This window comes from Microcoleus sp. B4-C1, from assembly GCF_036705285.1.
Taxonomy (GTDB): domain Bacteria; phylum Cyanobacteriota; class Cyanobacteriia; order Cyanobacteriales; family Microcoleaceae; genus Microcoleus.
The window spans coordinates 70368-84784 of the sequence record NZ_JAUBUC010000018.1 but is presented as its reverse complement, the minus strand read 5'-3'; the positions used below and the strand labels follow the sequence as shown (position 1 = coordinate 84784).

At 45.4% G+C, this 14417-nt stretch carries 13 protein-coding genes; 3 read left to right on the top strand and 10 right to left on the bottom strand.

The window, feature by feature from the left end; genetic code table 11:
• Nucleotides 1–248: 248 nt before the first annotated feature.
• The 3 genes from QUB26_RS10220 to QUB26_RS10210 form a co-directional block, all read right to left on the bottom strand.
• On the bottom strand, nucleotides 249–1454 hold the full coding sequence (locus QUB26_RS10220; protein WP_333317772.1) for a glycosyltransferase family 2 protein: 1206 nt from the start codon (nucleotides 1452–1454) through the stop codon (nucleotides 249–251).
• A 580-nt stretch (nucleotides 1455–2034) separates the two neighbouring features.
• Nucleotides 2035–3666 carry a polysaccharide biosynthesis protein gene (locus tag QUB26_RS10215; protein ID WP_333317770.1) on the bottom strand — a complete coding sequence of 544 codons (1632 nt, stop codon included), beginning with the start codon at nucleotides 3664–3666 and terminating at the stop codon, nucleotides 2035–2037.
• A 570-nt stretch (nucleotides 3667–4236) separates the two neighbouring features.
• Nucleotides 4237–5517, bottom strand: coding sequence for a PilT/PilU family type 4a pilus ATPase (locus tag QUB26_RS10210; RefSeq protein ID WP_333056086.1), 1281 nt, complete (start codon nucleotides 5515–5517; stop codon nucleotides 4237–4239).
• Nucleotides 5518–5796: 279 nt separating this feature from the next.
• Between QUB26_RS10210 and QUB26_RS10205 the strand changes: the two genes are divergently transcribed.
• Both QUB26_RS10205 and QUB26_RS10200 read left to right on the top strand, forming a co-directional pair.
• Nucleotides 5797–6966: a DUF58 domain-containing protein gene (locus QUB26_RS10205; RefSeq protein ID WP_333317768.1), complete on the top strand. Its 1170-nt coding sequence runs from the start codon at nucleotides 5797–5799 to the stop codon at nucleotides 6964–6966.
• Nucleotides 6967–7184: 218 nt separating this feature from the next.
• Complete coding sequence (locus QUB26_RS10200; protein ID WP_333209493.1) at nucleotides 7185–7640, top strand: TerB family tellurite resistance protein; 456 nt, start codon at nucleotides 7185–7187, stop codon at nucleotides 7638–7640.
• A gap of 27 nt (nucleotides 7641–7667) precedes the next feature.
• Here QUB26_RS10200 and QUB26_RS10195 read toward each other — a convergent pair whose 3' ends face one another.
• From QUB26_RS10195 to minC, 7 genes are all read right to left on the bottom strand, one after another.
• Nucleotides 7668–8369 carry a zinc-dependent metalloprotease family protein gene (locus tag QUB26_RS10195; RefSeq protein WP_333241450.1) on the bottom strand — a complete coding sequence of 234 codons (702 nt, stop codon included), beginning with the start codon at nucleotides 8367–8369 and terminating at the stop codon, nucleotides 7668–7670.
• 160 nt (nucleotides 8370–8529) lie between these two features.
• Complete coding sequence (locus QUB26_RS10190) at nucleotides 8530–9132, bottom strand: TerD family protein (protein ID WP_333056081.1); 603 nt, start codon at nucleotides 9130–9132, stop codon at nucleotides 8530–8532.
• Between the two features lie 12 nt (nucleotides 9133–9144).
• Nucleotides 9145–9720, bottom strand: coding sequence for a TerD family protein (locus QUB26_RS10185; RefSeq protein ID WP_333056080.1), 576 nt, complete (start codon nucleotides 9718–9720; stop codon nucleotides 9145–9147).
• 287 nt (nucleotides 9721–10007) lie between these two features.
• Entirely contained in the window at nucleotides 10008–10217 is a 210-nt protein-coding gene (locus QUB26_RS10180) for a hypothetical protein (protein ID WP_333291286.1), read from the bottom strand.
• A 117-nt stretch (nucleotides 10218–10334) separates the two neighbouring features.
• A complete protein-coding gene (gene minE, locus QUB26_RS10175; protein WP_333056077.1) occupies nucleotides 10335–10706 on the bottom strand; it encodes a cell division topological specificity factor MinE in 372 nt (123 codons plus the stop codon).
• A gap of 206 nt (nucleotides 10707–10912) precedes the next feature.
• Entirely contained in the window at nucleotides 10913–11719 is an 807-nt protein-coding gene (minD, locus tag QUB26_RS10170) for a septum site-determining protein MinD (RefSeq protein WP_333241448.1), read from the bottom strand.
• Nucleotides 11720–12037: 318 nt separating this feature from the next.
• Nucleotides 12038–12838, bottom strand: a complete 801-nt coding sequence (minC, locus tag QUB26_RS10165) for a septum site-determining protein MinC (RefSeq protein ID WP_333056111.1) — start codon at nucleotides 12836–12838, stop codon at nucleotides 12038–12040.
• A 321-nt stretch (nucleotides 12839–13159) separates the two neighbouring features.
• Between minC and QUB26_RS10160 the strand changes: the two genes are divergently transcribed.
• On the top strand, nucleotides 13160–14083 hold the full coding sequence (locus QUB26_RS10160) for an ADP-ribosylglycohydrolase family protein (protein ID WP_333245479.1): 924 nt from the start codon (nucleotides 13160–13162) through the stop codon (nucleotides 14081–14083).
• Nucleotides 14084–14417: the final 334 nt, after the last annotated feature.

Here is a 14417-nt window from a genome sequence, read left to right as displayed (position 1 = left end):
AATTAAATAATTTCCCTTTTTTCTTGTGGGATGGGCGTCCCGCCCGTCCTTTCTGGGCGGGCGGGACGCCCATCCCACAACAGTCATGAAAAGTGGATTTTATTTAATTCTCATCCCTAAGTTTTTATATATGTTTTTTTAACCGCCGATAAACGCAGATGAACGCAGATACAATTATATCTGCGTTCATCTGCGTTCATCTGTGTTTCTCGGCTGATATCTGCGGTTAAAACTTCTCAATTTAAATATTAAACATCGCGTTCTGTCCGCACCCATTTAGTTTGCCGCTTCAGGAGAAAACCTAGATACAAAGGGATTTTCCAAAGGATGTAAAAAGGTACAGATAAGAGAGTTGAGCCAGAAATATCGGCACGCCCGAATTTTGCCCAAGCGCCGACAATTGAAACTAAAATCAGCAATCCTTGTACTGCTAACAAGACGGCGGGAATTGAGGATGTTCCCAAAATTGCTGCTAGTAAAGAGGTGGCAAAAGCAGCTAGCCAGATCGCGACTAAAAGCGATAGGGGAGGGACGGATAAGTCGAGGGCGATCGCCAATAAGTCAAAACGTTTTTGTTCGACTGAAGCTGCTGTCAGCCGGGGAGTTTGAGTTAACAATGTCTGTATGTGACCGTGTTCCCACCTGGTTCTTTGACTTTTAGCTGCTTGCTGCTGCTGTGGCAAACACCCGGTGACGTTGGCTTGGGGGCAGAATACTGTTGGGTGTCCGGCGATCGCCAAATCCAAACTCATCTGCATATCTTCAACAATATTGCTGCTAGCTAGGGAAACCGATCGAATTATCGACCAGGGAAAAGCCATGCCAGTACCTGTTAGTAATGATGGGAATCCTAACTGTTTTAATCCGCTGGGACGGACTAAGTTTTTCACAAGAAATGCTAAAGCAGAAATGGAATCTTTGGGAGTAGGATTTGGTGGCTGTTCCATGAGATAAGTTGCTTGCACTGGTCTTTGTTCAGTAACTGCAACCCGGGCTAATTTTTCTATAGAGTCTGGCTGACAGATGCAGTCTGCGTCAACCATGATGACTACTTCGGGGGGGTCTGATTCGATCGACTGCAAGCCAAAATCCAGTGCGTATCCTTTGCCCTTGCGTTGTGTGTCTTGGCGCTCGATCGCACTTGCACCGCAGTTACGGGCGATTTCTGCCGTAGCGTCCGTGCAGTTGTCCGCAATCACTAACAGGCGGTCTTGAGGTGTTAGCTGTGGCAATATGGTGGAGATGGTGGCGGCAATTCCTGCTGCTTCGTTGTAAGCGGGAATTAAAACTGCTACTTTGGGGCGGGGCGCTTTAGTTTCCGCTGTCTCGCCCTCGCCGGACAAGAAAGCTGCACTGCATTCTAGAAATAGAACTGCAACGGGAATTAGAAGGATCAGGGCGATCGCCAATAGCACAACATCAATCAATAGGAACATTAGCTGATTAATTTCCACAATTCTAGTACCTTAATTTAATTTTATTTGTTGCGTTCATTGAGTGTATTTAATCTTATTGCATCTTTGTTAACTCACTGCGCCACGCTATCTAAAGTATGATTATATCATGCCCGCCAACAATCACCCTTCTCACATTTGTTGTGAGAACTTAAGTCCTCCTAAAAATATTAGGACTAGCCTCCTCACTAAAAATTAATTTGATTGCGGTTGTGCGGTTTCCAGTAAGATCATATCATGTCAATTATGACAATGTTAAGTCACTCAATTTAATTAAACGTCAAACAAGCCCAGACTGGAGAAACCCGGTTTCAAAAAGAAACCAGGTTTCTACGTGTTCTATTTTTAATCCACTAAACACTTAGGCGATGTTTAACATCAAATCCGGTTGCATCGGAATCATAAAATCGAGTCAACAATCAACACTCAACCATTGAGTTTTTCGACCCCTCCTTCTACAGTCAACAGTCAACAGTCAATAGTCAACAATCATTTCGCTCGTGCAACCGGAATTGATATAACTCATCCCCTGTGGGTGGGAACTCAGGAAGTAATCTCCCAACTCAAAACTATGTTCAAGCTACGCTGCATCGCGGATAGCAACAGGTTCAGATTTTTTGGTGGTGAACTGTGCGGGGGGTGCAAATTCTCTTAGATATCTCGATATCGATCGCAAATATCCCACTTCTGCTTGAATCGAATCCAGGGTAGAAAGACTCTCAACTAAGTCATCAAACTCATCTGCCGTAACTCCAGCATTGTGCAAGACTTCTTGGCTAAGTCGCCCGCAAATTCCTTGCAGGAGGAGTTCGATAATCTCGCTATAGTCAGCGATTTCTGTTCCGTAACCTTGCAATTTCTTGGGATTGATTCCCCACTGCAAAATCTTCAACAAGTCTTCAGGCGCACTCCACGCAAAAGAGGAAGCAATGACTTCTTTTTCCGCTGCGACAAGAGCGTGCTTGATTTGCACTTCGGGGAAATCTGGATCGATGATTAAGCTTTCCAGCTTTGAAACTTGTTTATCTAATACGGGCAAAGAAAAAGGAGCTAATTCTACACTCACCATGTCGCCAGCATCGTTAACACTTCTAAAAGGATCTTCCAAGACATTAATTAGAAGGTGAATATCGGTAGGCTTTTTCCAGTCAAATTGTCCTAGGAAAAACGGTTCTTCATATCCCGGCAAAAGTCCTTGAAAATAAATCGGCAGATTTTTGCCTGATTCAAGAATTTTATAAAGAGCTACTTCCAAGGTTTCTGTCGGCCAACCGAGATTACTTACTGCGACAAACTTCAGTTTGCCGGGAACGGACACAACCAAAGAATTCAGCAATAAATGTACGGCTTCGACCAGATTTTGAGCAGTTACGTAACGGTGGGGAGCGTGAACGTTGACAGTTTTACCTTGTTCTACTTTTTTGGACATTTGCTCGCAGAACAAGCTATTTTCTAACATATGGGTAAAGCGAACCATCCCGTAAGTGACATCTCCTTCTTGAGCTGCTTTGGCAAATTGCCATTCGGCAAACTTTTTCGAGGCGGCGTAAACTTCGGTTGTAAAATATCGAGATGTTTTGCCTGTAGAAGAGAAGATGCAATGTTCTACGCCGTATTCTTCGCAGAGTTGGATGATGTGTTTACATCCTAACAGGCTGGTTGTAACTGTTTCTCGGATTTTGATTTCAGCTAGTCCGGGTTGACGTTGGGCTGCTAGGTGAAAAACAATTTCTGGTTTTTCTACCTCAAATATGTGTTTGAGCGCGTCGAGGTTGCGAATATCGGCGGCATAGAAAGTTACACGACCTTCTCTGGTAAAAAGCGGGAGATTTTCTTCGGGGTTGTGACATCGGGCGTTGTCTGCGGAAATGATTTTATTTGCGCCTAATTCGAGGAGTTTTGCGATTAAGAAACGACCGACACATCCTTCTCCACCGGTGATGAGGATGGTTTTTCCTTTGATTTTGCTGCTGCAGGCTGATGCGTATAGGTGAATAGTGCGATCGCGCACGTCGCTAAAAGGTTCGCTTTCTAATTGTCCGTCGGCTTGATAGGCGGAGATTAGCTGTGCGGTGAGAGTTTGTAATGCCGCGAGGATTTCAGGATCTTGGGGTTCCGGGGAACCGGGGCGAACTAGCTGCTGGATGCGATCGATTATTTCCGCTTTGCTGGCACCTTCAAACACTTCTCTTTGGTTAAATGCACTCTTCACTTTTTTTTCTCCTTTAAATTCTAGAAATACCGTTGCTGATAAGCGCGTTGTTAAACAAATTTTCGAGGAACAGAATCTTTAAAATTCTGGTGGGTTTTAGGATTTTTTCGACGACGAAAAGCTAGTTAATGGGAAAGACACGCGATCGGCTCGGCTTGTAGTTTTATTAAGCCCTTTTGTAACCTGCTTACTTCTGCGAGCTGCAAATATCGGCTAAGTCGGAATGTTTTCTGTCGAAAATTTGTCACTACAACTATATACTTAAATTGCTGATTGCTGCCAATACTCTGAACATATCTTTACTATTTCTTTGCAATAACCTGTGAGTTTTCACGTAATTTTAAAGTTTATGTAAAGTAGGGTCTACATTTAAAAAACTTAACAATACACTAGACATTGATTCTAGCACTTTACTATTTAATTAAAATGTATTTTTTGTTACTAAATGAAAGTGAAGTTTAAGTAAAAATACGCACAAAAATCTTAATCAAATATTTCCGTCTGCTCAAAATCTTGTTACTTGAGGGGTGGGGTAGTCCTGCAGTGCCTACCCCTGTATGTGTGCTGCTACTAGGCGCGAACGGTGCGTTCTTTTTTGCTGCCTTCAAAGCCGCGAGCGTCGGCAACATCGTAGCCTCCTGTCCGCAAGCGGCGGTCTAAATCGCTGGCTTCAGGAGAAGTTTTTGCTGCTTCTTCGATCGTCACTCTGCCTTCTAGCACCAGTTTGTAAAGACCTTGGTTGATAATCTGCATTCCTTCGTAAGTATCATGTTCCATCAACCGGAAAGCTTCATCATCAGCACCTTTCATCAAGTAATCGTGCATAGCAGGTGTATTCACCAAAATATCGTGAACTGCTACCCGACGGTTGTCAACTGTTGGCAGCAAAAGTTGGGCAATTACCGCTACTAAAGAATCGCAAATTTGAAGCCGCATCGCCTGTTGTTCTTCAGGTGGGTAGAGGTTCAACAACCGATTAATAGCGTTAATGGCACTGCGAGTGTGGAGAGTTCCCAATACTAAGTGACCTGTTTGAGCTGCTTGCAAAGCTGTATTGATGGTAACTCTGTCGCGCATTTCCCCGATCAGAATTACATCGGGATCTTCCCGCAAAACTGCGCGCAAAGCCTGCTGAAACTCGTGGGTATGCAAGCCGACTTCCCGCTGGCTGACCAAGCATTTTTTAGAAGGATGAATGAATTCGATCGGGTCTTCAATTGTAACTACGTGCTTTTGCTCCATCTGATTGAGGTGGTCGATCATCGCAGCTACAGTTGTGGATTTCCCCGAACCGGTAGGCCCCGTAACCAATATTAATCCCTGCGATCGCAAAATGATATTTTTGAGAACTTCTGGCAACCTCAAGGAATCGATAGTAGGTATTTCCAAACTAATCAACCGCAATACTATGGCACCGCCGCTGAGGGAATCAAAACAGTTTAGCCGACACCGCACGAAGCCAGGGTAAAAAATTGCTGAGTCTAATTCCTTGGTAGTTGCAAACTGTTTTCTCTGTTCGGGGGTGAGAATTTCGGCTAGGTAATTTTCAAAAATTTCTGGGGTTACTTTGGGGTGGTTAGTTGCTACTTGCATCACGCCCCGAATCCGAAATCGAGGTAGTTGGCCGACTCGAATGTGAATGTCGGAAGCGCTCGCTGCATGGGCATCTCTGACCATTTGTTCGATCGTACTGACGGGTGTCTCAACAGGCCGCTGCTGCTGGGCTGCGGGGGGCACACTCGGCGCTGGAGGCGGTGCGGGAGTTGCAGCCAAGGGCGGGGGCGGTGGCGGTGTTCGTCGGCGGCCTTGAGCCTCTGGTTGAACGGGTGTAGGATTGTTTAATGGGTTCATTTTTTGGTCTCCAGTCAATCGATTTTAGATTTTAGATTTTAGATTTTAGATTTACTCGACAGATTAATCTGGGAGCTTGAACTAAGCTCTAAAATTGGGGTATGTCCACAAAGCGAGTGTTGGGGCTTGTATCCGTTGTTGGGCGCGGTCAATGTATTAATTGCGAAAAAAGGCCCGATTTCTAATTTTATCGCTCGCAGCTAATTCGGTGTTAAATGCTGAGAATATTTTACAATTAGGCTTGATGGGGCGATCGAGTAATTAACAATTTTAACTCCTATGAACATCGGTCACAAAATTGCCGACTGGCTCGAAAATCGCGCTGTTACACCTGCCTACGCGGGTTGGCTGCTGTCGGGGATGACGGTTTTCTTTTTTGGGTCGGCAACTAATACAATGTCTGGGTGGCTGTACGTGCTCAGCGGTGGGGGTTTGGCGTTGTTGGGAGTAGCGGCGGTTTTGCCTGGAAAATCGCTCCGTTCCTTGGAAGTCCGTCGCCGCCCGATCGAACCGGTGAGTGCGGGCGATCAAATCACCGTCGAACTAGAAATCGAAAATCGCGCCCGCCAACCTAAGACTTTGTTGCAAGTGATAGACATCTTGCCGTTTGTATTGGGAGAACCGATTGTCCGCCCGATCGAAGTCATAGAGCCTAACAGTATATACAGGGATACATACTATCTGGAAGTCCGGCAGCGCGGCGTCTATCGTTGGCAAGAGATAAACTTGAGGACGGCGGCACCTTTAGGGTTGTTTTGGTGCAGACGCAGCCGCGCAGTCAAAGCGGTGGCGGTTGTGTATCCAAAGGTTTTGCCGTTGAGCACTTGTCCTTTGATCGATCGCATCGGTCAAGAAGACAGCCCGCAATTTTACAATCGCAGTCGATCGCAAACTGCCACCGAAGGCCTCACCCGCAACCTGAGACCTTACCGCCACGGAGACCCCACCCGCCTGATTCACTGGCGCACCAGCGCCCGCTACGGAGAACTGCGGGTGAGAGAGTTAGAAGTTGCAGCCGGCGGTCAAGAAATTATTATTGCTCTCGACAGCGCTGCGGCGTGGCAGCCAGAAGAATTTGAACGAGCCGTGACAGTAGCTGCGTCTCTTTACTTCTATGCTAGCAAGCGCCTGTTAAACGTCAAACTTTGGACTGCCGGGACTGGACTTGTTTCGGGGAACCGGGTAGTTTTGGAAACTTTAGCGGCGGTTAATGCTGGGGAAGATGCGATCGATAATCGGTCGAAACTGCCGATAATTTGGCTGACTCAAAACTCTGCAAGTTTAAACACTCTTTCCCCTGGCAGTCGCTGGGTACTTTGGTCGAGTGCCACTGCTGAAACAGGCGAAAAAATGTTAGTCAAACATGAGTTACCCGGTTTAGAAATTCGCTCCGATCGACCCTTAGAACTTCAGTTACAAGATCCTCTGGAAAGAGCGATTAGTTATTAAGTAAGATAGTCCACGAAAAAACCTGTGAAAGAGCGATTAGTTATGAAAATTGACTTGATTAATCTAAAATCTCAAGAAACATGATAAACTACAGAAGTATAATCCATAAACTTGAGCGTCTTACAGGAGCCGGCAATTGCTTGGCAAGTTAAGAGCAGGTTAGATTACTCGGACTCCGGTCGCAAACATCATATCTCATTCACCAAATAGGAGAAAAAATGAGTTTCTGGGAGAAATTAAAGCAGAACGTATCGCAAATGAACGATTCTCTGCAAACCAACATTTCCAAGTTTAAAAATAATGAGTTTGCTGAAGCCTCAATGGCCATCTGTGCATTGATTGCTGCTGCTGATGGCACTATCAATACCGAGGAAAGACAAAAAACGGCGGCTCTAATAATTTCCAATGAAACACTCCAAATTTTTCCGGCGTCGGAGTTGAAGCAAAAATTTGATTTTTATTGTGAGAAGCTATCACAAGACTTCGATTTTGGTAAAATTGAGGCTATCCAAGCGATAGGGAAACTTAATAAAAAACTAGACCAAGGTCGTGCAGTCATCCAAATTGGCATTATTATCGGTGGTGCGGATGGTAATTTTGACAAAGATGAAAAGAAGGTTGTCAAAGAAGCTTGCCATGCTGTAGGCATTAATCCAGGGGAATTCGATCTCTAAATTCAGCTATTTTATGGTTCTAGCCCATCAATTATTCAAGGCTTTATATCTGCGAATAGCATTGTTCATGGAGTTTATTTGCTCTGCGTGAAATGAGGGAGGCATTAAACTATGAACAGTATGAAGGAGTCCATTGTGCATGACATCGGTCGGAAGTGCAGAATGATCGAGTCCTAGTGTATGTCCTATTTCATGGGCAATGGTATTTGCAATTAAGTTAGATAGTTGATTGAGACTAAGGCTGGCATTGTAAGAAGCATAGAATACTTGATCGATCCGAATAATCGCCCGATCTGTAACCATTCCCGATTTGAAGCTAGCCACGCCGAGATAGTCAACCGGCTGGCTATCAACGAATATATAAACATGAGTAAAATCTTCGCCCCACTCTTTGCGATCGGGGGGATCGGAGGTCAAAAATACCTTGACGCTTCTAAATGCGCCGTAGAGTTTGGAGAAAGCGTCCATCAGTAAGGAAAAGATCGCTTCTTTATTTTCGGGTGCGACATCCATTCCTGATAAATCTACCCAAATACAACGGCGAAAATCGCTATCATTATCAATTAGAACTCTTCCACAGGAAGGGCAAAACTCCCACTGAGGCTGGGTACGGGAACGACAGCCGTGACAGCGGAGTTTGGGGGTTCTAGTGAGATTTAGCCGTTGAGAGAGGGGGAGTTTTAGCTTGCGATTGTGTTTGGTTAAGTCTAGGCGATCGTACAGCGACATTGACTGAGTGTAGGAATTTTTTCTCGTAACATAACGTATTTTTCATCTCATGTAAATTACGCTGATTACTTCAGGTATTTCAACAAAACAAAGGGTATTCATCGTTGTTGTCCACTTCTGATTCCAGCAAGTAAGGAGCATCTATGTACCGAAGGAGTTGTTAAGCATAGGTTTTCACAAGTTCCTGTAACCCATTAACCTTAACACCGTTACCGATGGCTGCCATTTTCCACTCATTATTATGCTTGTAGATTTCTGCCATCAGCATCCCCGTCATGCCTTTGTATTCAGAACCTGAGAGGTTGTATTTTGCAAGTTCTTGATTATTAGACGTATTAACCAAACGCACAAACGCATTTTGAACTTGTCCGAAGTCTTGCTTGCGTGCAATGCAATCGTAAATGTTAACTGTAAAAACCAGTTTGACAATTTGCGAGGGAATTCGAGATAAATCGACGAGAATTTGCTCGTCATCTCCCTCTCCCGCTCCAGTCAAATTATCACCTAGATGCGTAATAGCTCCTGAACGGTGGGAGAGATTGCCAAAATAAACGATATTGGTCATATCATTCACTTTGTCATTTCCATCTAAACAAATCACTGAGGCATCCAGGTCATAATCGGGAGCACTGCTAAAAGCCCCAAACAAACCTCCACCGGAGCGTTTCGCCACATCCCACCCTAATCCGCACATCAGTTTTGTTAGCCCGGGTGCTTCTTTGGAAAGCGAGATGCGCTGTCCTTTTTGTAGGTTAATTCCCATGTGTTTTACCTTTTAGCTATAGCGATCGAGTAATGCTTGTAAACCACCTTGATAACCTGATCCCACTGCATTGAGACGCCACTCGCCGTCTTTCCGGTAAAGTTCAGCCATGATCAGCGCTGTCTCTATGGAATAATCTTCTACCAGGTCATAGCGAACAGCTTCCTGTTGTGTTTGGGCATTAACGAGCCGCACGAAGGCATTTTGCACCTGACCAAAATTTTGACGGCGTTGCTGTGCTTCATGGATGGTTACAGTTACAAGAATTTTTTGGACATCATTAGGCACTTTTTTGAGGTTGATTTTGATAACTTCATCATCCCCCTCGCCGGCCCCCGTGAGATTATCTCCCAGGTGCTGCACTGATTTGTCTGGATCTGGACTTGTGAGATTGTTATAAAAAATGAAGTGATTGTCAGAAATTAATTTTTCATTAGCACCTAAGAGGAACAATGATGAGTCTAGGTCAAAGTCAGAGCCCGTGTCTGTAGCTTTAACGTCCCATCCCAGTCCTATGAATACTTCTGAGAGACCGGGTGAAATTTTCTCAAGCGATATCCGTTGTCCTTTGCTCAGAGATACTGCCATGATTCAATCTTCCTCTTTATTAGAAGTGGTTATGGAGGGAGGCGCGGACTTGAAAACTTTTTTAAGTTTTTGCTGGAAATAGTTGTAGAATTTTTAATCTTAAATAATAAGAATATTAGCTAACTGTGCAGATGTCAATAGGGATGACAACTCTTAATTATTTTTTGGGTCTGAGTACAAAGTAATCATGCCCTGCCTCCCACAGTTGTGTATTCTCAACTTGGGTTATTGTGCTTGTGTATTTTGAACTCTCGGAACTTGACTCTGTTTTGTGATGCAAGTGACCATTACCAGGCCGTTTCCACAAGGCCCTCCGCTTGGAAGTCTCCTGTGATGCAATACCATCGACTTGTGGCGTCGATGGTGTTGCGACGGATTCCCAACTCTTGAGCGGCTTCGATTTTCTTCATGCCATTTAACTCGATCGCTCGGATGACCTGATGAAGGATGTATAAATGTACAGTTTGGGCCCAAAAGTCGGCGCGATCGCTCTGCAAAACTGGCCACTAATTGTAGTCTATTTTCTAACCGACGAAAGCGGTTGCTATAGTTTAATTTAAATGCCGATCGGCTCGAATCGAACTCTTTGCCTGACAATAAAATCTCAATCCCTATCACTCCGTAGTGTCGGGGAGAATTTCGACTACATACTCCGGTACATATTCGGGTCGATTTTCGGGCCGATTCGGGGGCAAATTCTTGGGCAAATTCTCCGGTGGATGCTCGATCCTGACTCGCCGGATCGGAAGATTTGCAATTAGTGCTGTGGCCCGCTGGTCGCTCTCCAGCGAGAACTCAGACCCAGTGGTATCGATTTCCACGTAGCGAGACACCACCTCTAGAATTTCTCGGCGCATCGACTCAACCATTTCTGGGCTGAGTTCTGAGCGATCGTGGGCTAGAACCAGTTTGAGGCGCCGTTTTACCTCGTCGCGGCTGTTGTCAGGGGTGCGCGGGAAAAGTCGTTCGAGAAGTGTGTGTATCATGGGTCAGGCTGATTTGTCAAGGGTTAGGCATAGAAAACGTTATACGATTTTCGATTTTCGATTGGGGAATCACTCATTCCCTAATGGTTTAAAGTTGACCTACAGTTTCATTCTTTTTGGGAACTGGTGTCACTGGGGGAAAATTTGGGCTAGTTTTTTTGATGAAGTCGCTGCTGTTAAAGATCGATCGCCCATATTGCAGCACATCACATAATTTTAGTATTTAAGAACTTGCGGAGGCGAGTAAAGAAGTTTTCTCGATGGGGATTGAGATCTAGAAATTCAACTTTTTCGCCTTCTAAGCGGCGGGCAATATTGTCGAAGGCAGTTCCAGCTAAAGAGGCAGTTTCCGACAATACTAATGGTTCGCCTCGGTTGGTGGAAACGATGACGCGCTCGTCGTCGGGAACCACGCCTAACAGCGGAATGGCGAGGATTTCCCGCACGTCTTGCACCGACATCATATCATTTGCCAGCACCATTGCGGGTCTGATCCGGTTGACGATCAGGTTGATTTTCTTGACGTTGTTGGCTTCCAGCAGGCCGATGACTCGATCGGCATCGCGGACAGCAGCGATTTCGGGAGTGGTGACAATTATCCCTTCTTGAGCCGGCGCGATCGCATTTTGAAAACCTTGTTCAATTCCAGCAGGAGAGTCGATCAAAATATAGTCGTATTTTGCTCCCAACATCCCCACAAGCTGCTTCATTTGCTGGGCGCTGATGGCATCTTTCATCCGAGTTTGGGCAGCCGGCAACAGCACCAAGCGCGGCTGCCGCTTATCTTTCACCAAAGCTTGCTCTAATCGGCACTCTCCAGCGAGAACTTCTAATGCCGTGTAAACAATCCGATTTTCTAAGCCCAGCAGCAAGTCTAAATTTCTGAGACCGAAATCGGCATCAATTACGGCAACGTTGCGCCCCCGCTTAGCTAAAGCCATGCCGAGATTGGCTGTGGAGGTGGTTTTTCCTACCCCGCCTTTCCCTGATGTAACAACAATAATGCGAGCCATAAGCGATTTTAGATTTATTGGGAATTTGTGATTTGTGATTGGTAATTAGTAATTGGTAATTGGCAATGGGTAATTGGTCTTATTATCGGTTGATGATTAGCAACGATTATTTGGCAATTTGGCAGCAATCTGTTATTCAGTGAATTAACTCAAAACTAAAAACTCTCCTTGTAATACTAATTCTATATGAAGCTGCGCTTAATTTTAAAATCGTCCTTTAGTGGCTGATTTAGCCAAGGGAAAAATTATCAAGTGCAGGCTTAAAGAGAAATAGTATTACAAATTACCCATTACCAATTCCCAATTACCAATTACCGATTACTCATTACCCCCGACTAACTGCGATTTGTCAAAATCAGAGGCTCTACCGATCCGAATCCCTTGGGGCGTCACATAGGCGACTTCCGGGAAAAACTGAGCGGGTGAGGTTTCTGGGCCTCTGGCAACATACTTAGCAATCCTAATCACCATCGGTTCCATCTGCAAGGTCATAATCACGCTTTTGGTGTTGCCACCGGCACCGGCGTGCACGACTCCCCGCAAACGGCCCCAAACTAGGATATCGCCTCCGGCGATGACTGAGCCGCCGGGATTTACGTCTCCCAAAAGTACGACGGTGCCCGGATGGCGAATTTCTACGCCTGATCGCACTGTCATCTGCAAATATAAAGGTTCCGCCAGCGATTGCGGTTTTTCAGCGGCGGCTTTATTCAGGGAAGAAACCGGAGGCTGCTGTTCTACACAATAGCCTGCTGTAGCTGCGGCAACGGCGGTTTGGCGGCGACTGGTGTGGACTCGTTTGAGTTGCAGTTCCACTTCGGAGAGGGCATCGGCGATTTCTTGCAGTTGGCGGATATCTAAAAGTCGATCGTTCCCCATCAATTGTACTTCTGCGTTTGGCTGCCAAAAGCGTTCTCCTGCGTTCAGTCTGACTTTTAGCTGCTGCCAAAGTTCAGTCCAAGTCGAGGCGGAGGCTGTTGCGGGTTCGCTATTGGTTTCTGGGGGGAGTAGCAACAGTAGCTGTCCATCTTCGGTTTTGAGTCTGACTTGCAGCTCCAAGCTGACTTCGGGTGTTGATTGAGGGGCGGCAGCGGCTCCGGCGGTGGCATCGGGTGTCATGGACAGGTCTGAGTTCAGGTAGGGACAGGTTAACATCAATATTAGCTCGATCGGTCTTTTGGCTCAGCTTCGTTTGTGAACAAGATTTTTTTTATTAACCGCAGAGGGCGCAGAGGACACAGAGAAAGAGAATAGAGAGGAGAAGAGAGAAATAGTTTTGACAAGCTATAGCAATCCTCGCATCATTTGTGAATTTCTTACTCCGTCCCCGCGAGTTCGGGGAGAGTTGGGGAGGGGTAAAAAATTCACGACTCCTGCAAGGATTGCTATATGATAATTCAATAATAACGGGCTTACTAATTATTGATTTTTAATTACGTTATGCAACAAATTGAACGTTATCGCGGCAGTCTTCTCGGTTTGGCAGTTGGCGATGCTTTGGGAACAAGTTTAGAGTTCTGTCGCCCCGGAACTTTTACACCTATTAACGATATGATTGGCGGTGGCCCGTTTCGACTGCAACCGGGTGAGTGGACGGATGATACTTCGATGGCGCTTTGTTTGGCCCAAAGTTTGATTGAGAAGCAAGGTTTCGATCCAGTCCATCAGTTAGAAACTTATTTGCGGTGGTGGCGAGACGGACATTTGAGCAGTACGGGCGAGTGTTTTGATATTGGCAATACGGTTCAGCAAGCTCTTTGGAAGTTTGAAGATACAAGAAAACCTTACTGCGGTTTTACCGATGCTCAGACTGCTGGCAACGGTTCGATTATGCGCTTGGCTCCCGTGCCTTTGTTTTATGCTACAAATCCTTTGGAAGTCATAGAAAAATCTGGAGAAAGTTCGAGAACTACTCACGGTGCTGCTACTTGTGTGGATGCTTGCCGTTATTTGGGTGCTTTAATTGCGGGGGCGGTGAATGGAGTTGCTAAAGATGTGTTGCTGTCGGAAAGATATTGTCCTATTTCGGGATATTGGGCCGCAAATCCGCTGGTAGCAGAGATTGATGAGATTGCGGCGGGTTCTTTTAAATTGCGACAACCTCCTGAAATTAAAGGTACTGGTTATGTTGTCAAGTCTTTGGAGGCGGCACTTTGGGCGTTTTACAACAGTTCTTCTTTTGCCGAAGGCTGTTTGTTGGCTGTGAATTTGGGCGACGATGCGGATACAACTGGTGCGGTTTACGGACAGTTGGCGGGGGCTTTTTACGGAGAATCTGGTATACCGGAAAAATGGATCTCGCAATTAGCCGATCGCACTTTAATTGTATCTTTTGGCGATCGGCTTTTCTCTTTATCTAGTTAAAACCGATGTTTTAAATCAAGGGTGACAATTCCCAGGCATAACATAAATAATTGTAGATACTGTCAGGACTTGTTTCATGACAAGATTGTATTACGTATGGAATAAATTCTGTTGTTTTTATAGATAATTCGTTCAGCTCTTGAGCCTCACGCGCATTCCTCCCGTCACTCACCGGAGTACCGTTAGACTGCGGGACTCCTGCTTTTTTAATTGAAAAAACGTGCATTTCTCGGACGCAGATAATACCCTTTCTTAACTATTTCATCGGGACACAGCATTGTTGTGTCCCTACTGTATGCAAGCGCGATCTCATTTGAAAAATACCCTGTTAATA

What these genes read in the sequence shown, in the direction of transcription:
- QUB26_RS10160 (WP_333245479.1), top strand. Translation starts at nt 13,160, where the DNA reads ATGCAACAAATTGAACGTTATCGCGGCAGTCTTCTCGGTTTGGCAGTT.
- QUB26_RS10210 (WP_333056086.1), bottom strand. Translation starts at nt 5,517, where the DNA reads ATGAACCCATTAAACAATCCTACACCCGTTCAACCAGAGGCTCAAGGC.
- QUB26_RS10190 (WP_333056081.1), bottom strand. Translation starts at nt 9,132, where the DNA reads ATGGGAATTAACCTACAAAAAGGACAGCGCATCTCGCTTTCCAAAGAA.
- minD (WP_333241448.1), bottom strand. Translation starts at nt 11,719, where the DNA reads ATGGCTCGCATTATTGTTGTTACATCAGGGAAAGGCGGGGTAGGAAAA.
- QUB26_RS10195 (WP_333241450.1), bottom strand. Translation starts at nt 8,369, where the DNA reads ATGTCGCTGTACGATCGCCTAGACTTAACCAAACACAATCGCAAGCTA.
- QUB26_RS10185 (WP_333056080.1), bottom strand. Translation starts at nt 9,720, where the DNA reads ATGGCAGTATCTCTGAGCAAAGGACAACGGATATCGCTTGAGAAAATT.
- QUB26_RS10200 (WP_333209493.1), top strand. Translation starts at nt 7,185, where the DNA reads ATGAGTTTCTGGGAGAAATTAAAGCAGAACGTATCGCAAATGAACGAT.
- QUB26_RS10205 (WP_333317768.1), top strand. Translation starts at nt 5,797, where the DNA reads ATGAACATCGGTCACAAAATTGCCGACTGGCTCGAAAATCGCGCTGTT.
- minE (WP_333056077.1), bottom strand. Translation starts at nt 10,706, where the DNA reads ATGATACACACACTTCTCGAACGACTTTTCCCGCGCACCCCTGACAAC.
- minC (WP_333056111.1), bottom strand. Translation starts at nt 12,838, where the DNA reads ATGACACCCGATGCCACCGCCGGAGCCGCTGCCGCCCCTCAATCAACA.